The sequence below is a fragment of the Nocardia sp. CC201C genome (assembly GCF_030010695.1).
GTDB lineage: Bacteria > Actinomycetota > Actinomycetes > Mycobacteriales > Mycobacteriaceae > Nocardia > Nocardia otitidiscaviarum.
In genome coordinates, this window is record NZ_JASCXP010000119.1 from 1 (window position 1) to 17,624 (window position 17,624).

Below are 17,624 nucleotides of genomic sequence, written 5' to 3' on the forward strand. Positions count from 1 at the left end.
GTCGGTGAATTGGCTCTCGCCGAGGGCACCGACGATGTCAAGGCCGAGACCCTGCTCGACGAGGTTCTCGCGGCGGCCTCCTGACAGTGAATACATCGCGCGACGGCCTTCGTGTCGTGGCGTTGGTGCCTGCCGCCGGCATGGGCGTTCGCCTCGGGGAATCACTCCCCAAGGCTTTCGTTCCGGTCGGCGGCAGTCCCATGCTCCGACTCGCCGTAGACGGTCTCATCGCCTCCGCGGTGGTGGACCACGTCGTGGTGATGGTCCCCGCCGAGCTGGTCGATGACGCTCGCCGACTGCTGCCCGCCTCGGGCGCGGTGGCGGTGAGCGTCGTGGTCGGTGGGGCCGAACGCACCGATTCCGTCCGGGCCGGCCTCGCGGCCGCGCTGGACGCCACCCATGTGCTCGTCCACGACGCGGCCCGTGCCCTCACGCCGCCGTCGCTGATCGCCCGCGTGGTGGCCGAACTGCGGGCGGGGCGACGGGCCGTGGTGCCCGCACTGCCGGTGTCCGACACGATCAAGTCGGTGGACGCGGCCGGAGAGGTGACCGGAACGCCGGATCGTTCCGCGCTGCGCGCGATCCAGACGCCGCAGGGCTTCGACGCGGCCCTGCTGCGCGACGCGTACGCGGGCGACACCCGGGCGACCGATGACGCCGGACTGGTGGAATTGCTGGGCGCGACCGTGCATACCGTGCCGGGCGACCCGCTGGCTTTCAAGATCACCACTCCCCTGGATCTCACGCTCGCCGATACCCTCGCGGCTCGGCTGCGCGCGACACGCCAGGATGGCCTTGGCCACAGAAGCCCCCTTGACATCCCTGCCAGCCCCCTTGACGTTGCGCGCGGCGCGGCCGACACACCGGGCGATCGGTCGGAATCTTCCTCCGCGACGGTGCCGCGATGATCGATCCGACCGCCATGCGCGTGGGCATCGGCTCCGACGTGCACCCCATCGAACCCGGCCGCCCCTGCTGGATCGCCGGACTGCTCTTCGACGGCGACAGCGGCTGCGCCGGACACTCCGACGGCGATGTGGCCGCGCACGCGCTGTGCGACGCCCTGCTGTCGGCCGCCGGGCTCGGCGACGTGGGCGCGGTCTTCGGCGTCGGACGCCCCGAATGGGAGGGCGTCACCGGCGCGGCCATGCTGAAGGAGGTGCGGCGGCTGCTCGACGAGGCGGGCTACGGCATCGTCAACGCGGCCGTACAGGTCATCGGCAACCGGCCCAAGATCGGGCCGCGCCGCACGGAAGCGCAACAGGTGCTCGGCGATCTGCTCGGCGCGCCGGTATCGGTGTCCGGGACCACCACCGACGGTCTGGGACTGACCGGACGCGGTGAGGGGATCGCCGCCGTCGCCACCGCCATGCTCTGTCGCCCCTGACGCTCGCCGCCGCCGACTGTTGTCGCCCTGACGTTGTTCGTGCGCGGCTTTCGCCCGGAAAACCGCTCCCGCCGCGCCGCCGTCGGTGACCCGCACGGACCGTGCGATCACCGCCGAACGCCACCCCCGCTCCGCCCGTAATCCGCATCAATCCACAAGCTAGGATGCCTTGTCGTGACTCTGCGCCTGTTCGACACCGAGACGCGGACCCTGCGTGACTTCACGCCGCTGGTCCCCGGCCATGCCTCGGTGTACCTGTGTGGCGCGACCGTGCAGGGTGAACCCCACATCGGCCACCTACGCAGCAATGTCGCCTTCGACGTGCTGCGGCGCTGGCTCACCGCCAATGGTTTCGATGTGGCCTTCATTCGCAATGTCACCGATATCGACGACAAGATCCTGACCAAGGCCGCCGAGGCCGGGCGGCCGTGGTGGGAGTGGGCCGCCACCTACGAGCGGGCCTTCGACGGCGCCTACGCCGCGCTCAATGTGCTGCCGCCGTCGGCGGAACCGCGGGCCACCGGGCACATCACCCAGATGGTCGAGCTCATGCAGCGGCTCATCGCGCGCGGGCACGCGTACGCCTCCGAGGGCAATGTCTACTTCGACGTCCTGAGCTTCCCCGAGTACGGGCGGCTGTCCGGGCACAAGCTCGACGATGTGCACCAGGGCGAGAGCGCCGGGACCGGCAAGCGGGACCCGCGTGACTTCACGCTGTGGAAGGCCGCCAAGCCGGGCGAGCCGAGCTGGCCGTCGCCGTGGGGGCCGGGGCGGCCGGGCTGGCATCTGGAATGCTCCGCCATGGCCGGGTACTACCTCGGGGGTGAATTCGACATCCATTGCGGTGGAATGGATCTCGTTTTCCCGCACCACGAGAACGAGATCGCCCAGTCACGGGCGGCCGGGGACGGTTTCGCCCGCTACTGGTTGCACAACCACTGGGTGACCATGGGCGGCGAGAAGATGTCCAAGTCACTGGGCAATACGTTGACCGTGGCCAAGGTGCTCGAACGGGTGGGCGTGCGGGCCGTGGAGCTGCGCTACTACCTGGGCAGTGCGCAGTATCGGTCGGTGCTGGAGTACTCCGATCAGGCGCTCGCCGAGGCCGCCGCCGGGTACCGGCGCATCGAGTCGCTCATCCAGCGCGTGACCGAGCGGGCCGGCGAGGTGCCGGTCGGCATCTGGACCGCCGGATTCGCCGACGCGCTGAACGACGACCTGGCGGTGCCCAAGGCCCTCGCGGAGATCCACCGCCTGGTGCACGACGGCAACAAGATGCTCGACTCCGGGGATCTCGGCGCGGCGCGCGAGATCGCCGGCCGGCTGCGGGCCATGCTCGACGTCCTCGGCGTGGATCCGCTCGATCCGCACTGGGCCGCGCCCGCCGACGACACCACCGCGCTCGCCGCGCTCGACGTGCTGATCGGCGCGGAGCTGCGCCGGCGGCAGGAGGCGCGGGCCGCCAAGGACTGGGCCACCGCCGACGCGGTGCGCGACCGGCTGGAGGCCGCGGGCGTGCAGGTCACCGACACACCCGACGGGCCGGAGTGGTCGCTCGCCGAGAAGGAACGGTGAGCGACGAACCGGCGGCCGACCGCGTGCGGCCCCGGTAGGTGCGGCCGTACCGTGCGACGAGTCGGCCGCCGCTGGCGCGCGGCGGGTGCCGGGTAACCCCACGGAGCCCGGAAGCGGGATGATGGGTGGGGATACGAAGACGAAGGACCCGGTACGGGCTTGCACACGGCAGCCGGGCACAGCGGGACCGCGCCGATGCGGTCGACACGGACGATCGGGCGCGGGAGCACCGCATGACACGGAAGGCGAAGTGATGGCAGGCAATTCACAGCGGCGCGGCGCGGTCCGCAAAACGGGCTCCAAGAAGGGCGCGGTGGTCGGATCCGGCGGCAAGCGGCGGCGGGGGCTGGAAGGGCGCGGCGCGACCCCGCCCGCGCATATGCGGACCAAGCATCCCGCGGCCAAGCGGGCGGCGGCCGCGGCGAAGGCAGCGCAGGCACAGCAGCCGCGGGGCCGGGGTCCGGCGCGCGGCGGCAAGGGCGACGACGGTCCCGAACTGGTGCTGGGCCGCAACCCGGTGGTGGAGTGCCTGCGGGCCGGTGTCCCGGCCAGCGCCCTGTACGTGGCGCAGGGCACCGAGAACGACGACCGGCTCACCGAGGCGGTGCAGATCGCCGCCGACACCGGCATCTCCATCCTGGAGGTGCCGCGCACCGACCTGGATCGGATGAGCAGCAACGGCATGCACCAGGGCCTGGCCCTGCAGGTGCCGCCGTACCGCTACGCCCACCCGGATGATCTGGTGGACCGGGTCCGCGATTCCGGCGAGCCCGCGCTGCTGGTGGCCCTGGACAATATCTCCGACCCGCGCAACCTGGGCGCGGTGATCCGCTCGGTGGCCGCGTTCGGCGGCCAGGGCGTGGTGATCCCGCAGCGCCGCAGCGCCAGCGTCACGGCCGTGGCCTGGCGCACCAGTGCCGGTGCGGCCGCTCGCCTGCCGGTCGCCCGCGCCACCAATCTCACTCGCACCTTGAAGGATTGGGCCGCGCAGGGCTACCAGATCGTCGGCCTGGACGCGGGCGGCGACACCACCCTCGACGAATTCGACGGCACCGCACCGACGGTCGTGGTGGTCGGCTCCGAGGGCAAGGGGCTGTCGCGGCTGGTGCGCGAGAACTGCGATGCCATCCTGAGCATTCCCATGGCGGGGCCGGTCGAGTCGCTGAACGCCTCCGTCGCCGCGGGCGTCGTCCTCTCCGATATCGCCCGCCAGCGCCGCGGCTGATTCCCATTCCGCGCCCGGCCGAGGCCGCCGCGCATCGGCCGCCCTCGTCGACCGGCGGCTGTCGTCGATGGCGGCTGTCGTCGATGGCGGCTGTCGTTGACGGCGGCTGTCGTTGACGGCGGCTGGCATTGACGGCGGCTGGCATTGACGGCGGCTGGCATTGACCGCGGCTGGCATTGACGGCGGCTGGCATTGACCGCGGCTGGCATTGGCGGCCGTCTCGAGCACGCGCCCGTTGCCCCGCGGCCGCCTTCGCGCGCACGCTCGCGAGATGGTCCACCGAGTCCGATTCGGGCGCACTGGCATCCGTTGCCGGAGCATGGAAAGCCATTGTGGGGCAGCACCGTTGGGGCAGCACCGTGTGAGCAGTCAGGTTCGCATTCCGTCCGGCGCGGCTGGCGACGGTGGGATTACGGCCCCGATCTCGCTGGTCTCGGCGATATCCGCACTTGCCGAGCACCGGGCCTCGATACCGGTCGCCCGATCAGTGCCGGGGCGGCGCGCCCGAGACGGCGCGTAAGTCAGCGGTTCCGGGGTCGGCGAACGTAAAATCAGCCGGTGGTCATCCAGAACCAGCCCATCGGACAGCCGGTCGAGCATCCACATGCGACGACGGTGTTGCTGCTCGGGACGCTGAGCGTGTTCTGCTGCGGCGCACTGGGTCCGGTGGCGTGGGCGCTGGGGCGGCGGGCGCTCAACGACATCGAGGCGTCCGGGGGCGCGTTCGGCGGGCGCGTGCAGGTGCTCGTCGGCTACGTGCTGGGGATCATCGGGACCATCCTGATGGTCTTCGTGGCGTTCCTGTTCCTGATGATGCTCATCGGCGGCGGCGACTGACGCCACACCGCCCGATCCGTCAGTCCAGCCGGGGCTGATCGCGGTCGGTGAGCTGGTCGCCGGTATCCCAGGACGGCCATTCGTCGCTCACCGAACCGGACCACTTGGGCTGACGGCGGTCGCGTAACGCGGCGATGCCCTCGCCGCCGTCGGCGGACCGAGCGACGAAACCGTTCAGATCCGTCTCCAGGCGACCCACCGTCTCCGGGGTCATGCCCAGCCCCTCCCACAGCAGACGCTTGGACAGCGCGGTCGGCAGCGGCGCCGATCCGTTCGCGATGTCGTGGGCGACGGCCAGCGCGGTGGGCAGCACCTCGCCGCCGGGCAGGCTGTCGTTGGCCAGGCCGATGGCGGCGGCCTCCTCGCCATCGAAGGTACGGCCGGTGAGCAGGATGTCGGCGGCATGGGCCATACCGATCAGGCGCGGCAGCGTCCAGTGCGCGTAGCCGTCGGCGACCGCGCCGCGACGCACCTGGTTCAGGCCGTACACGGCGTCGCGGGCGACGTAGCGCAGATCGCATTGCAGGGCGATCTCCAGGCCGATGCCCACGGCGTGTCCGTTCACCGCGGCGATCACCGGTTTGCGGATCCGGAACGGCGCGGGATCGATGCTGCCGCTGACCTCACCGACCTTGGCCGACAGGTCCGCGCCCGCGCAGAACGCGGGCGGCGTACCCGTGATGACCACCGCGCCGATGGCGTCCTCGGTATCGCAGCGCCGCAGCGCCGCACCCAGCTCCGCGGCCATGGCGGGGGTGAGCGCATTCTGCTGGGCGGGCCGGTTGAGCGTCAGGACTGCGACCCCGCCCGATACATCGACATGCAGATCCGAACTCATGCAGGGATCCTACGTGGTGGGCATTTGCCTTCGCTGGGCTCCGAACGAGGCTTTCGCCCTCATCGCAGGATCTTGCGGCCGATGGCGTACTTGTGCACCTCGGTGGGGCCGTCGTAGAGGCGGAAGGCGCGCATGTCGCGGAAGATCATCTCCACCACGGTCTCGTCGCTGATGCCGATGCCGCCGAGCACCTGGACGCAGCGGTCGGTGACCTTGAACAGTTCCTCGGAGACGTAGGACTTGGCGATGGAGCTCTCGTGGCGGGCCTTCTCGCCCTGGTCCATGAGCCAGCAGGCGTGCCAGATGGTGAGGCGGCACTGGTGCAGCGCGATCTCGTTGTCCGCCAGCATGAACGACACGCCCTGGTGTTCGCCGATGGGCTTGCCGAAGGCGGTGCGGGTCTTGGCGTAGTCGACGGCGATGGCCTGGGCGCGCTCGGCCGCGCCGAGCCAGCGCATGCAGTGGGTGAGCCGGGCGGGAGCCAGGCGCAGCTGGGCGTAGCGCAGGGCCTGCCCGGTCTCGCCGAGCACGGCGTCCTTGGGTAGCGTCAGATTGTCGAAGCGCACCACCGCGTGGCCGCCGACGTAGTTGCGGTCCATGGTGTTCATGACCCGCTCGATGACGATGCCCGGGGTGTCGCCCTCGGTGAGGAACAGGGTCGGCCCCTCGGGCAGGTAGGGGTTGGCGGCCAGGCGCGCCATGATGATCCAGGTCTTCGCGCCGTCCGCGCCGGTGATCAGCCACTTGGTGCCGTTGACGGTGAAGTTCTCGCCGTCGAAGGTGGCCTCGGTGGCCAGCTGGTTCGGGTCCGAGCCCGCGCCGCCCGGTTCGGTCATGGCGAAGACGGAGCGCTGGTGGCCGTCGATGACCGGCTGCAGGTAGCGCTTGGTCTGCTCGGGGTTGGCGACCTTGGAGAGCAGGAACATATTGCCCTCGTCGGGGGCGGCGCAGTTCATGGCGACCGGGCCGAGCGTCGACCAACCGGCCGCCTCGTAGAGCACCGCCTGCTCGATGTGCGAGAGCCCGCGCCCGCCCAGTTCGACCGGGGCCTGAATGGTGAGCAGTCGCTCGGCCCGAGCCAGCTCCACCAGCTCCTGGCGCAGCTCGTCGGTCGGTCCGTGCGCGGTCAGCCGTGGATCGCGTTCGAAGGGCACGATCTTGTCGATGACGAACTGCCGTACCCGATCGCGTTCGGCGGCGAGCTCGGCAGGAATCGCGAAGTCGATCATCGTTGGTCACCATTCACTCTGGGATGCGTGAGCCGAGCATACGACGACCCTCGCGCCAGACTGAAGGCACCCGCCCGCAGAATGCTCGCCAGCCCGCCTCGCACCATGCTGAGCGGCCGTTGTCTCCACGAAAACCGGTGCTCGGAGATGCTCGCGCGACCCACGCGGGAGGTTGGTGAGCGCGGTGGCTACCGGGCGCGGCGCTCGTACAGCGCACCCGCCGCCACACCGAGCGCCATGCCGACACCGATCCCCATGGCGAGATTGCCGGTCAGCAGACCGAAGGCCGCGCCCAAGCACAGGCCCAGAGACAATCCGAATGCCGTCCGGGTGCCCTGCGTGCGATTCGCGCCGTCACCGTTCTCGCTCATCTCCCGATTGTCCATGACGTGATCACGATTCGGACGGGTCCAGAACGGCCCGGAGGAAGCGCTCGACCTCGGCGCGGTAGGCGGCGGGCTGATCGTCGTGCACCAGGTGACCGGCGTCGGGTACGACGATGTGGCGGGCGTTCGGGTGGACCGCGGCCATCTCCCGCATCTGGCCCGGCGGCGTGATGGTGTGCTCGCCCTCGATGAGCAGGGCCGGGACCGTGATCGAACGCCACTCGGACCAGAAATCGCGACCGCCCCACTCCTCGGAGATGTCACGGAAGGTGTCGACCGCACCGTGCAGGCGGTAGCCGTCGGGGCCGCGCGTGAAGGAGTTCATGAAGTAGCGACCGGCGACCGGGCCGAAGTGATCGAGCATGGCGGCGTCGTCCGGGAACGGCTGCGGCCAGGCGGCGATCATGGCGGCCCAGTTCGCGGCGGTGCGACCGCGGAAATCGGGGGCGATGTCCTCCACCACGAGCGCGCGTACCCGCTCGGGATGGGTGGCGGCGAAAACCCAGCCGTGCAGCGCGCCCATCGAATGCCCGATGACCACCATGGGCTCGGAAACGGGGGCGGTGGCGGCGGCCAGGTCGGCCACGAACGCCTCGGTGGTGAGCTCCGCCGGTGCCGGACGGCCGTGCCCGGCGGCGTCGAAGGTGTACACGTGCCCGAACTCGCGCAGCCAGTCCAGCTGACCCCGCCAGGTGCGGGCGCTGCCCATCAAACCGTGCAGCAGCAGGATCGGTGCCCCCGTGCCGCCTTCGTCATACAACATCACCGCGACCATACGTGCCCCATCACGACGGTGAACAAGCGCCGGATCCGACAGCCTGTTTCGCGCGGCGCGGGTAACTCGTCGGGCACGCCCGACACGGATTCGGCACAGGTCGCAGGCACGCGTGTGAAACGGTCGACGGCTCTCAGCCGTGCGCTGAAGACATGGAGAGAGGACAGGCCTACTCTCGCGGTATGGCAGTCGTGAAGATCAATGCAATCGAGATCCCCGAGGGCGCGGGCCCGGAGCTGGAGAAGCGGTTCGCCGCGCGGGCGCACGCGGTGGAGAACTCACCGGGTTTCCTGGGATTCCAGCTGCTGCGGCCGACCGCCGGGGAGAACCGGTACTTCGTTGTCACGCAGTGGGATTCGGAGGAGTCCTTCGCGGCGTGGCGGGACGGCCCGGCGCGCGAGGCGCATGCGGGCGAGGCGCGCAAGCCGGTCGCCACCGGGGCCTCGCTGCTGGAGTTCGAGGTGGTGCTCGATGTGGCGGGCAAGAACGCCTGATCACACCCCCTGTTGACGGTCGGTCGGCGAGGATGCGACAGTTCTGAGTGAACAATGCGATGGTGACGCGTAACCCGGTGTGATTCCGGGGCGGTCGCGCCACTGTAATCCTCGCACCGAGCCTTCGAGGCGGGTGCCGGAGAGCCAGACACCGGCACCGTCGCACCCATCTCGACGGGGACGCGGAATCCCCGAAGGAGGCTCGAATGGCCATCGTCCACTCCCCCGGCCGGGCCGGTGACGCGCTCAACGCGTGGCTCGTCACGGCAGGCGTCGTCCTTCTCGCACTGCTCACGCTGTACCTGGTCGGCTTCGATCAGGGCGCGATCTCCCGCACCGGGATGTTCATGCACGAGCTCATGCACGACGGCCGACACCTGCTGGGCGTCCCATGCCACTGAGCGGTTCCCTGAAGACGCTCCTGCTGCGTGGCCTGCTCGCCGGACTCATCGCGGGTCTGCTGGCGGGCACCGTCGGTTTCCTCATCGGGGAACCCAAGGTGGAGGCGGCCATCGCCATCGAGGAAGCACAGGCGGCACAGCCGCACGGCGACGGGGGCGGCCATGCACACGGCGACGAGGAGGAAGCACTCGTCAGCCGCACCGGCCAGAAGTTCGGACAGTTCCTCGCGCTCGGCCTGGCCGGGATGGCGCTGGGCGCGATCTACGCGGCCGTCGCCAATGTGGCCCGGCGGCATACGAATTCATCGGGCCCGCGACTGGCGCTCGGGCTGGCCGCCGGTGGCTGGCTCGCGATCGTCGCGGTGCCGTTCTTCAAATATCCCGCCAACCCGCCCGCCGTGGGCGATCCGGAGACCATCAACGACCGCACCTGGCTCTGGGTCGCGGTGGTGCTGCTGGGATTCGCGGCCGTCGGTGTCGCCGTGTACGTGTTCGAGCTGCTGCGGGGTCGGCTCGAAACGGTGCGGCTCATCGGCGCGACGGCGGCCTTCGTGGCCATTGTGGCCGTCGGCTATATCGCGCTGCCCGGAGTGAACGAGGTGGCCGACGATTTCCCGGCGTCGCTGCTGTGGGAGTTCCGGGTGGCGTCGCTGTCCGTGACCACCACGCTGTGGGTGGCGCTCGGACTGGCGTTCGCGGCCCTGACCGAATTCGCGAGCCGCGCACAGGTTCGCGAGATCGCCGAGCCCGCCCGGTAATTCGAGGACCGGCGCGGACCGCCGGAAGTACGACCGAGGGGCGGTGTCCGAAGACACCGCCCCTCGACGCGTACGGGCCGTTCAGGCGTCGAACGAGGCGGCCAGTTCGATGGTGTCCACACCGGCGAGCGCCTTGCTCACCGGGCAACCGGCCTTGGCCGCCTCGGCGGCGGCGAGGAAGCCGTCGGCGTCGATGCCCTCGGCCCGGCCGACGACCGTCAGCTTGATATTGGCGATCCGGAAGCCGCCCGCCGGGTCCGGGCCCAGCGTCACGTCGGCGGTGACGTCCAGGGCCTGCGGGGTGCCGCCGGCCCGGCCGATCTCGGCGGAGAGCGCCATGGCGTAGCAGGACGAGTGCGCGGCGGCGATCAGCTCCTCCGGGCTGGTGGTGCCGTCGGCGCTGTCGGCGGAGCGCTTCGGGAACGACACGTCGTATTTGCCGACGCCGGAGCTGCTCAGCTCGACCTGGCCCGAGCCGTCCTGCAGACCGCCGGTCCAGGCGGTACGCGCGGTACGTGTAGGCATCACTGTCCTTTCAAGATTCGAAGGCTTACGCGTTCGAACCTATACCGCTGTGCCGATTCGTGAGTCGGGGTAGGCGACGATTGTCCCGCTCATTCCGGATTCGTCACCCCTTGTCGGCACGATGCCGCCAATGATGAGCGAGAGTGAAGCAATCGGCTCACGCTGAGCGGATCCTTCCGAATGATCACGCCCAGACCGATCGCGCCCACCGCGCCGCTCCGGTGAAGATGGCGTACGAGGCAGCGCGCCAAGTCCGCGAGCCGGTCGAGATCGGCGCTGCCGTGGGCGAGTACACGGTCGCAGAGTTCGGTCCAGCCTCCCGGATGAACGGCACCGGCTCGGTCGCGAGGTCGCGGCGGTGGTCGCCGACCGGGACTCCCTCACGACGCCGGGGACGACAGGGGTTCCATGTGCCGCCGACCATGGTGCCGCCACGATTGGGGGCTCGCGGAGAATTCGGTGCTCCTTATAGTTACAGCTCGAGCACGGGCGACGCGGTCCGCGCTTATCAGAGGAACGAGGAGATGTATGAAGCGAATTCTGATCAGCACCTCAGGCTGCACTGCTCCACTTCTCTGCTGACCTGACCACGAACCGAATCACGACCTCAGACACCAGGAGTTCGAGTGCACAAGCACCGAGGCGCGCTGGGCGGCCTCTTCATCGGCGCGGCGCTCGCCGCCAGCGTCGCTCTTTCCTCGTCCGCATCCGCCGACGCCGGCGCACCAGTGCCGCCGGAAACGAATCCAGTTGGTACACCGATCAGTTGCGATCCGCACAACTTCAACTTCCTGACCTGCTTGCTGAGCGGTTCCGCTTCGGGGTCCGCGAAGTTACCGGTCGCGGCACACTGAAATTCCTTATTGCCCATTGACAAACTGCTCATTCCTGCCGCTGGATGCGGGCGAGAGGGCCGTCCTCACCGGACGGACCTGCCCGCACGACGCCTCACACCATGTCTCGGCGGCGCATCAGCCACGCCGTGCCACCCGCGAAGACCACCGCGTACACCGCGAGGACGACGAACGATTCGGTGCGGGTCAGAATGTCGAGCACGCCGGGGGTCGCGGGTCCGTCGGCGGTGCGCATGGATCCGGCCAGTGAACCGGCGGCGGTGCCGGGCAGATAGTCGGTGATCGGCGCGATCGGATCGAAGATGTTCGCCACCCCGCGCAGGAGCGTCTCCACCACCAGCACCCACACCAGGCCGAGACCGACCGCCAGGGCGGGACCGCGGGCGACCGCGCCGATCAGCGCGCCCGCCAGGGTCCACATGCCCAGAATCGCGGAGCCGACCACGAGGCCGAGCAGAATCCGTCCGAACGAGGGCAGCGCCGACGACTGCGACTCGCTCGCGGCGATGAGCGCCGCCACCCCGGTATCGACGACGAAGGCGACGACGACCAGGGACACCACGGTGACCGCCAGGCTCACCACCAGCCCGCCGACGGCGGCGGCCCGCGAAGGTCCCTGGGTGAACACGGTTTTCCAGCTCCCCCAGCCATACCCGCTGCCCACCGCCAGCGCGCCGAGCACCAGCATGAGCGCGCCGCCGAACATGGCCATGCCCTGGGTGAACACCTCGGGCACCGCGGTCGGCAGCAGCAACCGCAGCAGCTCCTCGCGCGGCTGCCCGCTGGGCGGGCCGCTACTGTCGCCGGTGGTGTAGGCCAGATAGTTGAACAGGTAGGCGAAGGTCAGGTTCAGCAGAATCCAGACGCCCAACACGATCCAGTAGGCGGGCCACTTGCGCAGCCGCAGGAATTCGGCACGGGAACTTGCCAGCAGGGCATTCACGACACTTGCTCCGTCATCTCGAAAAACACTTCTTCCAGGGACTTCTCATCGGTGCGCAGTTCCAGCAGATCCGCTCCGGATTCGATGACCGCGCGTGCCACCGCAGGCGCCTTCGCCACACCCGCATCGACTCTGATGCCGGTGGCGGTCAGCAGCGCGGCCCGATCACCCACCACCCGGCGCACCGCCGGGAAGGCGGTCTCCAGGGGCTCTGCGCGCAGGAAAAGGGTTGCCGCGCCCCGCAACTCACGCACCGTGGACTCGGTGAGAAGCTTGCCCCGGGAGATGACGCCGACGCGGTCGCAGATCTCCTGCACTTCGCTGAGCAGGTGAGACGACAGCACGACGGTGTGCCCGTCGGCGGCCAAACCGGTGATGAGCTCCCGCATCTCGGCCATCCCGGCCGGATCGAGACCATTGGTGGGTTCGTCGAGGATCAACAGGTCGGGGCGGCCGAGCAGGGCGGCGGCGACACCGAGCCGCTGCTTCATGCCGAGGGAGTAGGTGCGGAACCGGTCATCGCCGCGGTCGGTCAGGCCCACCCGATCCAGCACCTCCGCCACACCGCCGGATCCCGCACTCCCGCCGACTCCCCGGTAGCGGGCCAGTACGCGCAGGTTGTCGCGTCCCGACAGATACGGATAGAACCCCGGCCCCTCGATGAGGACGCCCATGCGACACAGCGCCGCCGGATCGCCGGGCGCACGACCGAGTACGGTCGCGACGCCGTCGGTGGGGCGGATGAGGCCCACCAGCATGCGCAGGGTCGTGGTCTTGCCCGCGCCGTTCGGGCCGAGGAAGCCGTAGATCTCGCCGCGGCGGACGCTCATGTCGACAGCGTCCACGGCCGTGTGCGGGCCGTAGCGTTTGGTCAACCTCTCGGTGACCGCGATCGAATCGTTCATGGCTTCAAGAATCCACCCCTGAGCTGCGGTGACACATCCGCTGCGGCGCGCGATACGGCATACGTACGCAGACGTATTTCCGGTCGGGAACCAGTCGGGAGGGTACGTACCGGGCTACCGTGCAGAGGTGACCTCGAATGCGGCGGCGACCGAATCGCCCGATCAGCCGAGGCCGGAGGTGTCACCGCTCGCCGCCGCCTGGGCACGTTGCACACGCCCGGAGTACGCCGCCCGCTGGAATGCCGCGCTGGTGCTGGTGCTGCTGATCGTGCAGGTCGGTGGCGGGTATGCGGCGAACGCGCGCGGCGAGGCGCTGCGGGCGCTGGACCCGCTCGGCTACGGCCTGCTGATCGCCGGGCCGCTGCTGCTGCTGGCGCGGCGACGGTACCCGCTGCCGGTGTTCTACACGGTCCTGGCCGTCACCGCCGCGTACCTGCTGTTCGGCTACGGGTACGGGCCGGTCTTCTTCGCCCTGATCGTCGCCTTCCTGACGGCGGGGGGCACCGGATCACGGTGGTACTCCTATCCGTTCGTGGCCCCCGGTTATCTGCTGATGGTGTGGCCGGTGCCCGAGTGGCGGGGCTACACCGGCAATGCCTGGCAGCAGTTCGGACTGCTGGCCTGGTTGATCGTGCTGGTCGCGCTCGCCGAGGCGCTGCGGCAGCGGCGGTCGGTGCTGGTGGCCCGACAGCAGCGGGCGGAGGCGGCGCGACGGCACGAGGAGGAACAGCGGGCACGAGCACTGGCCGAACGTGAACGGCGGGCCAGCGCCGAACGCCTGGAGATCGCCCGGGAACTGCACGATGTGCTCGCACACAGTCTCTCGCTCATCAATGTGCAGTCGTCGGTGGCGCTGGAACTGCTCGATCGCAGACCCGAGCAGGCGGCGGTGGCGCTGTCGGCGATCAAGACCGCCAGCAGGGACGCGCTCGGCGAGGTGCACGCGCTGCTGCGGTCGATCCGGTCCGGGGCGGGGGCCGCGCCCACCGCGCCGACCGTCGGCATCGCCGATCTGGAGAGGCTCACCGAGGCGGCACGTACCGCCGGAATCCGGGTGCGCAGCAATGTGATCGGCACCCGGCGGCGACTGCCCGCCGTGGTGGACGTGGCGGCGGCGCGCATCATCCAGGAATCGCTCACCAATGTGGTGCGCCACGCACCGGGCGCGGAAGTGCTCGTCACCGTGCACTATTCGCCCGAACAGCTGCACGTGACCGTGGACAACACCCGGCCCACCGCCCCTGCCGTGCTCACTTCGCCCGGCGGCCACGGGATTTCGGGTATGACCGAGCGCGCCCATGCCCTGGGCGGCGAGCTGTCCGCCGGGCCCGACTCCGACGGCGGCTTCCACGTGGACGCCCGACTGCCGCTGCCCCGGGTGGAACAGCGGCCGAATACGCAACGCGCACAGGAGGTGCCGTGACCATCCGGGTGGTGATCGCCGACGACCAGGCGCTGGTGCGCGCCGGATTCACGGCTCTGCTGAACGCGCAAGACGATATCGAGGTGGTGAGCGAGGCCGACAATGGCGAGCAGGCCGTGCGGCTGGCCCGTGAGCTCACCCCCGATGTGGTGCTCATGGACATCCGAATGCCGGTGCTGGACGGACTGGCGGCGACCCGGATCATCGCGGCCGAGGAACGGCTCACCGAGGTGAAGGTGGTCGTGCTGACCACCTTCGAACTGGACGAATACGTCTTCGAGGCGATGCGGGCCGGGGCCACCGGCTTCCTGGTGAAGCACACCGAACCCGCGGACCTCGTGAAGGCGGTCCGGGTGGTGGCGGGCGGCGACGCACTGCTCTCCCCGAGTGTCACCAAACGGCTGGTGGCCGAATTCGCCACCCACGCGAAACCGGCTCCGTCGGCGACGCTTTCGGAGCTCACCGACCGTGAGCGCGAGGTCATGGCGCTGGTGGCGGAGGGGCTGACCAATGCCGAGATCGCCGAGCGGCTCGCTATGAGCCCGGCCACCGCGCGCACCCACGTCAGCCGGATCCTGATGAAACTCGCGGCCCGCGACCGCACGCAACTGGTGGTCATCGCCTACGAGTCCGGACTGGTCCGGCCCGGCTGGCAGTAGGCCCGGGCCAGCGGTGATCCCGGCCTACGTCCACGGACGTAGGCCGATCGTGGTCGCGTCCCCGGCGAACTGGCCCCGGCCTTCGAACGGTCCTCACCCGCATGCGCCGCAGCACCCGGGGGTAGTCCTCGAGGCGGAGGCATCGGGGTGTGATTCCAGGGGAAACCCCGATACCGCCACCAGCGGTTTTCCGGCAGGGTCGAGGGTGAATACGCAGGCCCACGGAACGGAGAGCGGACATGCTGGTGCCCGGGTTGACGGTCACGGCGATCGGGCTGGTGGTCGCGGTGGCGGCGGGCGTCGTGCTCGGGCACGGTCCCGTGGCGCGGTCCGTGGCGGGTGGGCTCATCGGCGGCTGGCTCGGCTTCGCGGCGGGCGCCGGGATCGGGTGGCTGGTCGACTCGGCGCTGCCCGCCCCGTACTACGGCACCATGTTCGGGCACGCCCTGGCGGTCCTCGGCGCGCTGGCCTTCGTGACCAGGCCGTTCCGGTCCGGGCAGGGCAGCCTCTCGGCGAACGGGCGCTGACGCCACCCCACGCGCCGACGTCGGACGTTCCCGGCGACGCGCCCACCATCCCACCTCCGCTGACACCGGTGGCCGCCGACACCGACCCCCGAACCGGACCACCACCGCCCCGGGTGCCTCCGAACCGACCGTCTCAACGCGGAACCGGATCGGGTCCGGATGGTCGCGTGCGCCACCGATACCCGGAACGGACTACCGGCTCGTGTCCACCGCATCGTGCAGGTGCCGCGCCGCGATCAGGGTCAGGCCGTGACGTAGCCGCCGGAAGTAGGTGGCGCGACTCAGATGCAACCGCGACGCCGCCTGGACGTGGGTCGCGGAGGGGCGCAGGTGGTAAGCGGCGAGAATGGCTCCGGACTCGGCGGTGACGGGATCGGGGCTGGCGGCCAGTTCGGCGATAATGGCGCGCAGCCAACGGCGTAGCATCCGGGCGGTGGGTGTGGCCGGTGAGGTCAGCAACGGGCTGGCGGACAACACCGCGAGGTCGTCGATGCCGCGCAGGGCGGCGGCGACGTCCTCGGCCGTCGGCGCGCCGGGTATCCCCGAGAACCGCTGCAACCAGTGCCGACCCGACCCGGCCGTGAAGTCGTTGCTGTACACCTCGGGGGCGCGGCCGGAGCGGTAGAGATCGTCCCGCAGCGGTCCGTGCGGATCGAAACGCAGCGCGCGCAACAGGTTCAGGTAGTCGGGGTTCGCGGTGGAAACCACCAGATCTCCGGCGCGCGTGCCCGCGGCCAGGGTATGGCGCAGGATGCGGGCGTGCGCGGCCCGATCGGTCCCGAACGCCGCGCCCAACAGCAGCCCGCCCCGGCGGTCACCGATGATCGCATCCGAATGCTGTTGCAGCAGTGGCTCGATGCTGTCGGCGGTATGGTCCGCGATGGGCATGAGGTTGGCCAGGCCGAGCAGCCGGTCGTCCTCGTCGCGAACCAGGTGGAAGCTGCTGATGTCGGTCGCGGACCAGCCGTCGACGACGCGTTCGGCCCGGTCCGGGGCGAAACCGTTGCGGTGGCTCCACTGCCGCATGAGACGGGCGATATCGTCGGCGTCCGCGGCGGTGGCCTGGTGGACGGGTCGGTCGCCGGGCACCGTCGGGAACAGTGTCGCGCGGACCGGTGCGGGCGCGGTCAGGAACAGCGCCTGCTCGGCCAGCGCCGCGCGGCGTTCGGCGTCGGCTTCTTCGCTCAGGCGGGCGAGTGCGCGAGTCGCGGTGCGGTCGCGCACCTTTCGGTGGCCGTCGGGCTGCCGCCACGTGTAGGCGAGTTCGAGTATCTCCCGATACGGTTCGGCGATCGACAGGCCGAGCGGCCCGGGCACCACCACGCTGAGCCCGGACACCAGGGTGAACAGCTCCGGCCCGCCCGCCAACCCGGCCTCGTCGGCGCTTCCGGCGGTGGCCAGCAGCCGCAGCGCGTGCTGCCACCGGCGGCCCGGTGATTCCCGGCTCAGCCGCTCGAGCAGTTCCTGTGCGATCCGGTCGGCCAGCGCGCCCGGTACCGTCGGTGGAACGCCCGCCCGCAGGGCTCGCGCGGCCGCGTGCACCACGAGCGGAATCCCGCCCGCTGTCCGCGTAACCCACGCGCGCACCGCCGGATCCGCGATCCCGGCGGCCCGCGCCGCCGCATCGATGCGGGCGTCCGGCAGCGGCACGACCCGGATCGTCGCCATATCCAGCCCCGACCACACCGGATACGAGGTCAACGGTTTCCGGGTCACCACGACCACCGGCCCCGGATAGTCGTCCACGACCGCGCGAACCGTCCCGAGCCGCCCGGGAGCATCCGCCTCGTCGACAACCAGCGCCGCACCGGCCGTGCACGCCTCGCTCGCGATCACCGCACCGACAGTCCCCCGATGCACATCGGCCACCCCGCCACCGGCGG

The 17,624-nt window shown here is 70.3% G+C and carries 19 protein-coding genes, 2 pseudogenes and 1 riboswitch; of the genes and pseudogenes, 13 read left to right on the plus strand and 8 right to left on the minus strand.

Going from position 1 to position 17,624, the window contains the following annotated elements:
• The 6 genes and pseudogenes from QK444_RS14855 to QK444_RS14880 form a co-directional block, all read left to right on the plus strand.
• Positions 1–84, plus strand: a pseudogene (locus QK444_RS14855) (CarD family transcriptional regulator); the annotation flags it as partial.
• A gap of 2 nt (positions 85–86) precedes the next feature.
• Positions 87–752: pseudogene (gene ispD, locus QK444_RS14860) on the plus strand (2-C-methyl-D-erythritol 4-phosphate cytidylyltransferase); the annotation flags it as partial.
• Positions 753–922: 170 nt separating this feature from the next.
• Positions 923–1,387: a 2-C-methyl-D-erythritol 2,4-cyclodiphosphate synthase gene (gene ispF, locus QK444_RS14865; RefSeq protein ID WP_282780760.1), complete on the plus strand. Its 465-nt coding sequence runs from the start codon at positions 923–925 to the stop codon at positions 1,385–1,387.
• A 174-nt stretch (positions 1,388–1,561) separates the two neighbouring features.
• Positions 1,562–2,962, plus strand: coding sequence for a cysteine--tRNA ligase (gene cysS / locus QK444_RS14870; RefSeq protein WP_282780731.1), 1,401 nt, complete (start codon positions 1,562–1,564; stop codon positions 2,960–2,962).
• A 253-nt stretch (positions 2,963–3,215) separates the two neighbouring features.
• Positions 3,216–4,187 (plus strand): 23S rRNA (guanosine(2251)-2'-O)-methyltransferase RlmB, encoded by a 972-nt coding sequence (gene rlmB, locus QK444_RS14875; RefSeq protein ID WP_282780732.1) that lies wholly within the window; start codon positions 3,216–3,218, stop codon positions 4,185–4,187.
• 558 nt (positions 4,188–4,745) lie between these two features.
• A complete protein-coding gene (locus QK444_RS14880) occupies positions 4,746–5,024 on the plus strand; it encodes a hypothetical protein (RefSeq protein WP_029925243.1) in 279 nt (92 codons plus the stop codon).
• Positions 5,025–5,043: 19 nt separating this feature from the next.
• Here the strand turns inward: QK444_RS14880 and QK444_RS14885 are convergent, their stop codons facing one another.
• The 4 genes from QK444_RS14885 to QK444_RS14900 form a co-directional block, all read right to left on the minus strand.
• The gene (locus QK444_RS14885; RefSeq protein ID WP_282780734.1) at positions 5,044–5,862 is read right to left on the minus strand and encodes an enoyl-CoA hydratase/isomerase family protein; all 819 of its coding nucleotides are present in this window, start codon (positions 5,860–5,862) and stop codon (positions 5,044–5,046) included.
• 59 nt (positions 5,863–5,921) lie between these two features.
• Entirely contained in the window at positions 5,922–7,091 is a 1,170-nt protein-coding gene (locus QK444_RS14890; RefSeq protein ID WP_282780736.1) for an acyl-CoA dehydrogenase family protein, read from the minus strand.
• Between the two features lie 188 nt (positions 7,092–7,279).
• On the minus strand, positions 7,280–7,462 hold the full coding sequence (locus QK444_RS14895) for a hypothetical protein (RefSeq protein WP_282780738.1): 183 nt from the start codon (positions 7,460–7,462) through the stop codon (positions 7,280–7,282).
• Between the two features lie 22 nt (positions 7,463–7,484).
• Positions 7,485–8,240, minus strand: coding sequence for an alpha/beta hydrolase (locus QK444_RS14900; RefSeq protein WP_143983067.1), 756 nt, complete (start codon positions 8,238–8,240; stop codon positions 7,485–7,487).
• 194 nt (positions 8,241–8,434) lie between these two features.
• Here QK444_RS14900 and QK444_RS14905 point away from each other — a divergent pair, with 194 nt between their 5' ends.
• The 3 genes from QK444_RS14905 (at position 8,435) to QK444_RS14915 (ending at position 9,905) form a co-directional block, all read left to right on the plus strand.
• Complete coding sequence (locus tag QK444_RS14905) at positions 8,435–8,746, plus strand: antibiotic biosynthesis monooxygenase (RefSeq protein ID WP_029925234.1); 312 nt, start codon at positions 8,435–8,437, stop codon at positions 8,744–8,746.
• A gap of 73 nt (positions 8,747–8,819) precedes the next feature.
• Positions 8,820–8,895: riboswitch (cobalamin riboswitch) on the plus strand.
• Positions 8,896–8,952: 57 nt separating this feature from the next.
• Positions 8,953–9,147: a CbtB-domain containing protein gene (locus QK444_RS14910; RefSeq protein ID WP_029925233.1), complete on the plus strand. Its 195-nt coding sequence runs from the start codon at positions 8,953–8,955 to the stop codon at positions 9,145–9,147.
• Positions 9,138–9,905, plus strand: coding sequence for a CbtA family protein (locus tag QK444_RS14915; RefSeq protein WP_282780743.1), 768 nt, complete (start codon positions 9,138–9,140; stop codon positions 9,903–9,905). The genes QK444_RS14910 and QK444_RS14915 overlap by 10 nt, the downstream gene beginning before the upstream one ends.
• Before the next feature lie 81 nt (positions 9,906–9,986).
• On the opposite strand, the gene QK444_RS14920 is transcribed toward QK444_RS14915, so the two are convergent.
• Positions 9,987–10,430 (minus strand): OsmC family peroxiredoxin, encoded by a 444-nt coding sequence (locus QK444_RS14920; RefSeq protein WP_282780744.1) that lies wholly within the window; start codon positions 10,428–10,430, stop codon positions 9,987–9,989.
• Positions 10,431–11,056: 626 nt separating this feature from the next.
• Between QK444_RS14920 and QK444_RS14925 the strand changes: the two genes are divergently transcribed.
• Positions 11,057–11,284 carry a hypothetical protein gene (locus QK444_RS14925; protein ID WP_282780746.1) on the plus strand — a complete coding sequence of 76 codons (228 nt, stop codon included), beginning with the start codon at positions 11,057–11,059 and terminating at the stop codon, positions 11,282–11,284.
• Between the two features lie 94 nt (positions 11,285–11,378).
• Here the strand turns inward: QK444_RS14925 and QK444_RS14930 are convergent, their stop codons facing one another.
• The gene (locus tag QK444_RS14930; RefSeq protein WP_282780748.1) at positions 11,379–12,227 is read right to left on the minus strand and encodes an ABC transporter permease subunit; all 849 of its coding nucleotides are present in this window, start codon (positions 12,225–12,227) and stop codon (positions 11,379–11,381) included.
• The gene (locus QK444_RS14935; protein WP_282780750.1) at positions 12,224–13,132 is read right to left on the minus strand and encodes an ABC transporter ATP-binding protein; all 909 of its coding nucleotides are present in this window, start codon (positions 13,130–13,132) and stop codon (positions 12,224–12,226) included. Before QK444_RS14935 ends, QK444_RS14930 begins: the two co-directional genes overlap by 4 nt.
• Before the next feature lie 127 nt (positions 13,133–13,259).
• On the opposite strand from QK444_RS14935, the gene QK444_RS14940 reads away from it, so the two are divergent.
• The 3 genes from QK444_RS14940 (at position 13,260) to QK444_RS14950 (ending at position 15,741) form a co-directional block, all read left to right on the plus strand.
• Complete coding sequence (locus QK444_RS14940) at positions 13,260–14,555, plus strand: sensor histidine kinase (protein WP_282780752.1); 1,296 nt, start codon at positions 13,260–13,262, stop codon at positions 14,553–14,555.
• Positions 14,552–15,214 (plus strand): response regulator transcription factor, encoded by a 663-nt coding sequence (locus QK444_RS14945; RefSeq protein ID WP_282780754.1) that lies wholly within the window; start codon positions 14,552–14,554, stop codon positions 15,212–15,214. The genes QK444_RS14940 and QK444_RS14945 overlap by 4 nt, the downstream gene beginning before the upstream one ends.
• A gap of 239 nt (positions 15,215–15,453) precedes the next feature.
• Entirely contained in the window at positions 15,454–15,741 is a 288-nt protein-coding gene (locus tag QK444_RS14950; RefSeq protein ID WP_039808959.1) for a hypothetical protein, read from the plus strand.
• A 192-nt stretch (positions 15,742–15,933) separates the two neighbouring features.
• Here the strand turns inward: QK444_RS14950 and QK444_RS14955 are convergent.
• Positions 15,934–17,624, minus strand: a 1,691-nt coding sequence (locus QK444_RS14955; protein WP_282780757.1) for a hypothetical protein, incomplete at its 5' end; no start/stop codon positions are given.

What these genes read in the sequence shown, in the direction of transcription:
- QK444_RS14935 (WP_282780750.1), bottom strand. Translation starts at nt 13,132, where the DNA reads ATGAACGATTCGATCGCGGTCACCGAGAGGTTGACCAAACGCTACGGC.
- QK444_RS14910 (WP_029925233.1), top strand. Translation starts at nt 8,953, where the DNA reads ATGGCCATCGTCCACTCCCCCGGCCGGGCCGGTGACGCGCTCAACGCG.
- QK444_RS14895 (WP_282780738.1), bottom strand. Translation starts at nt 7,462, where the DNA reads ATGAGCGAGAACGGTGACGGCGCGAATCGCACGCAGGGCACCCGGACG.
- QK444_RS14885 (WP_282780734.1), bottom strand. Translation starts at nt 5,862, where the DNA reads ATGAGTTCGGATCTGCATGTCGATGTATCGGGCGGGGTCGCAGTCCTG.
- QK444_RS14950 (WP_039808959.1), top strand. Translation starts at nt 15,454, where the DNA reads ATGCTGGTGCCCGGGTTGACGGTCACGGCGATCGGGCTGGTGGTCGCG.
- QK444_RS14915 (WP_282780743.1), top strand. Translation starts at nt 9,138, where the DNA reads ATGCCACTGAGCGGTTCCCTGAAGACGCTCCTGCTGCGTGGCCTGCTC.
- ispF (WP_282780760.1), top strand. Translation starts at nt 923, where the DNA reads ATGCGCGTGGGCATCGGCTCCGACGTGCACCCCATCGAACCCGGCCGC.
- QK444_RS14890 (WP_282780736.1), bottom strand. Translation starts at nt 7,091, where the DNA reads ATGATCGACTTCGCGATTCCTGCCGAGCTCGCCGCCGAACGCGATCGG.
- QK444_RS14905 (WP_029925234.1), top strand. Translation starts at nt 8,435, where the DNA reads ATGGCAGTCGTGAAGATCAATGCAATCGAGATCCCCGAGGGCGCGGGC.
- QK444_RS14920 (WP_282780744.1), bottom strand. Translation starts at nt 10,430, where the DNA reads ATGCCTACACGTACCGCGCGTACCGCCTGGACCGGCGGTCTGCAGGAC.
- rlmB (WP_282780732.1), top strand. Translation starts at nt 3,216, where the DNA reads ATGGCAGGCAATTCACAGCGGCGCGGCGCGGTCCGCAAAACGGGCTCC.
- QK444_RS14900 (WP_143983067.1), bottom strand. Translation starts at nt 8,240, where the DNA reads ATGTTGTATGACGAAGGCGGCACGGGGGCACCGATCCTGCTGCTGCAC.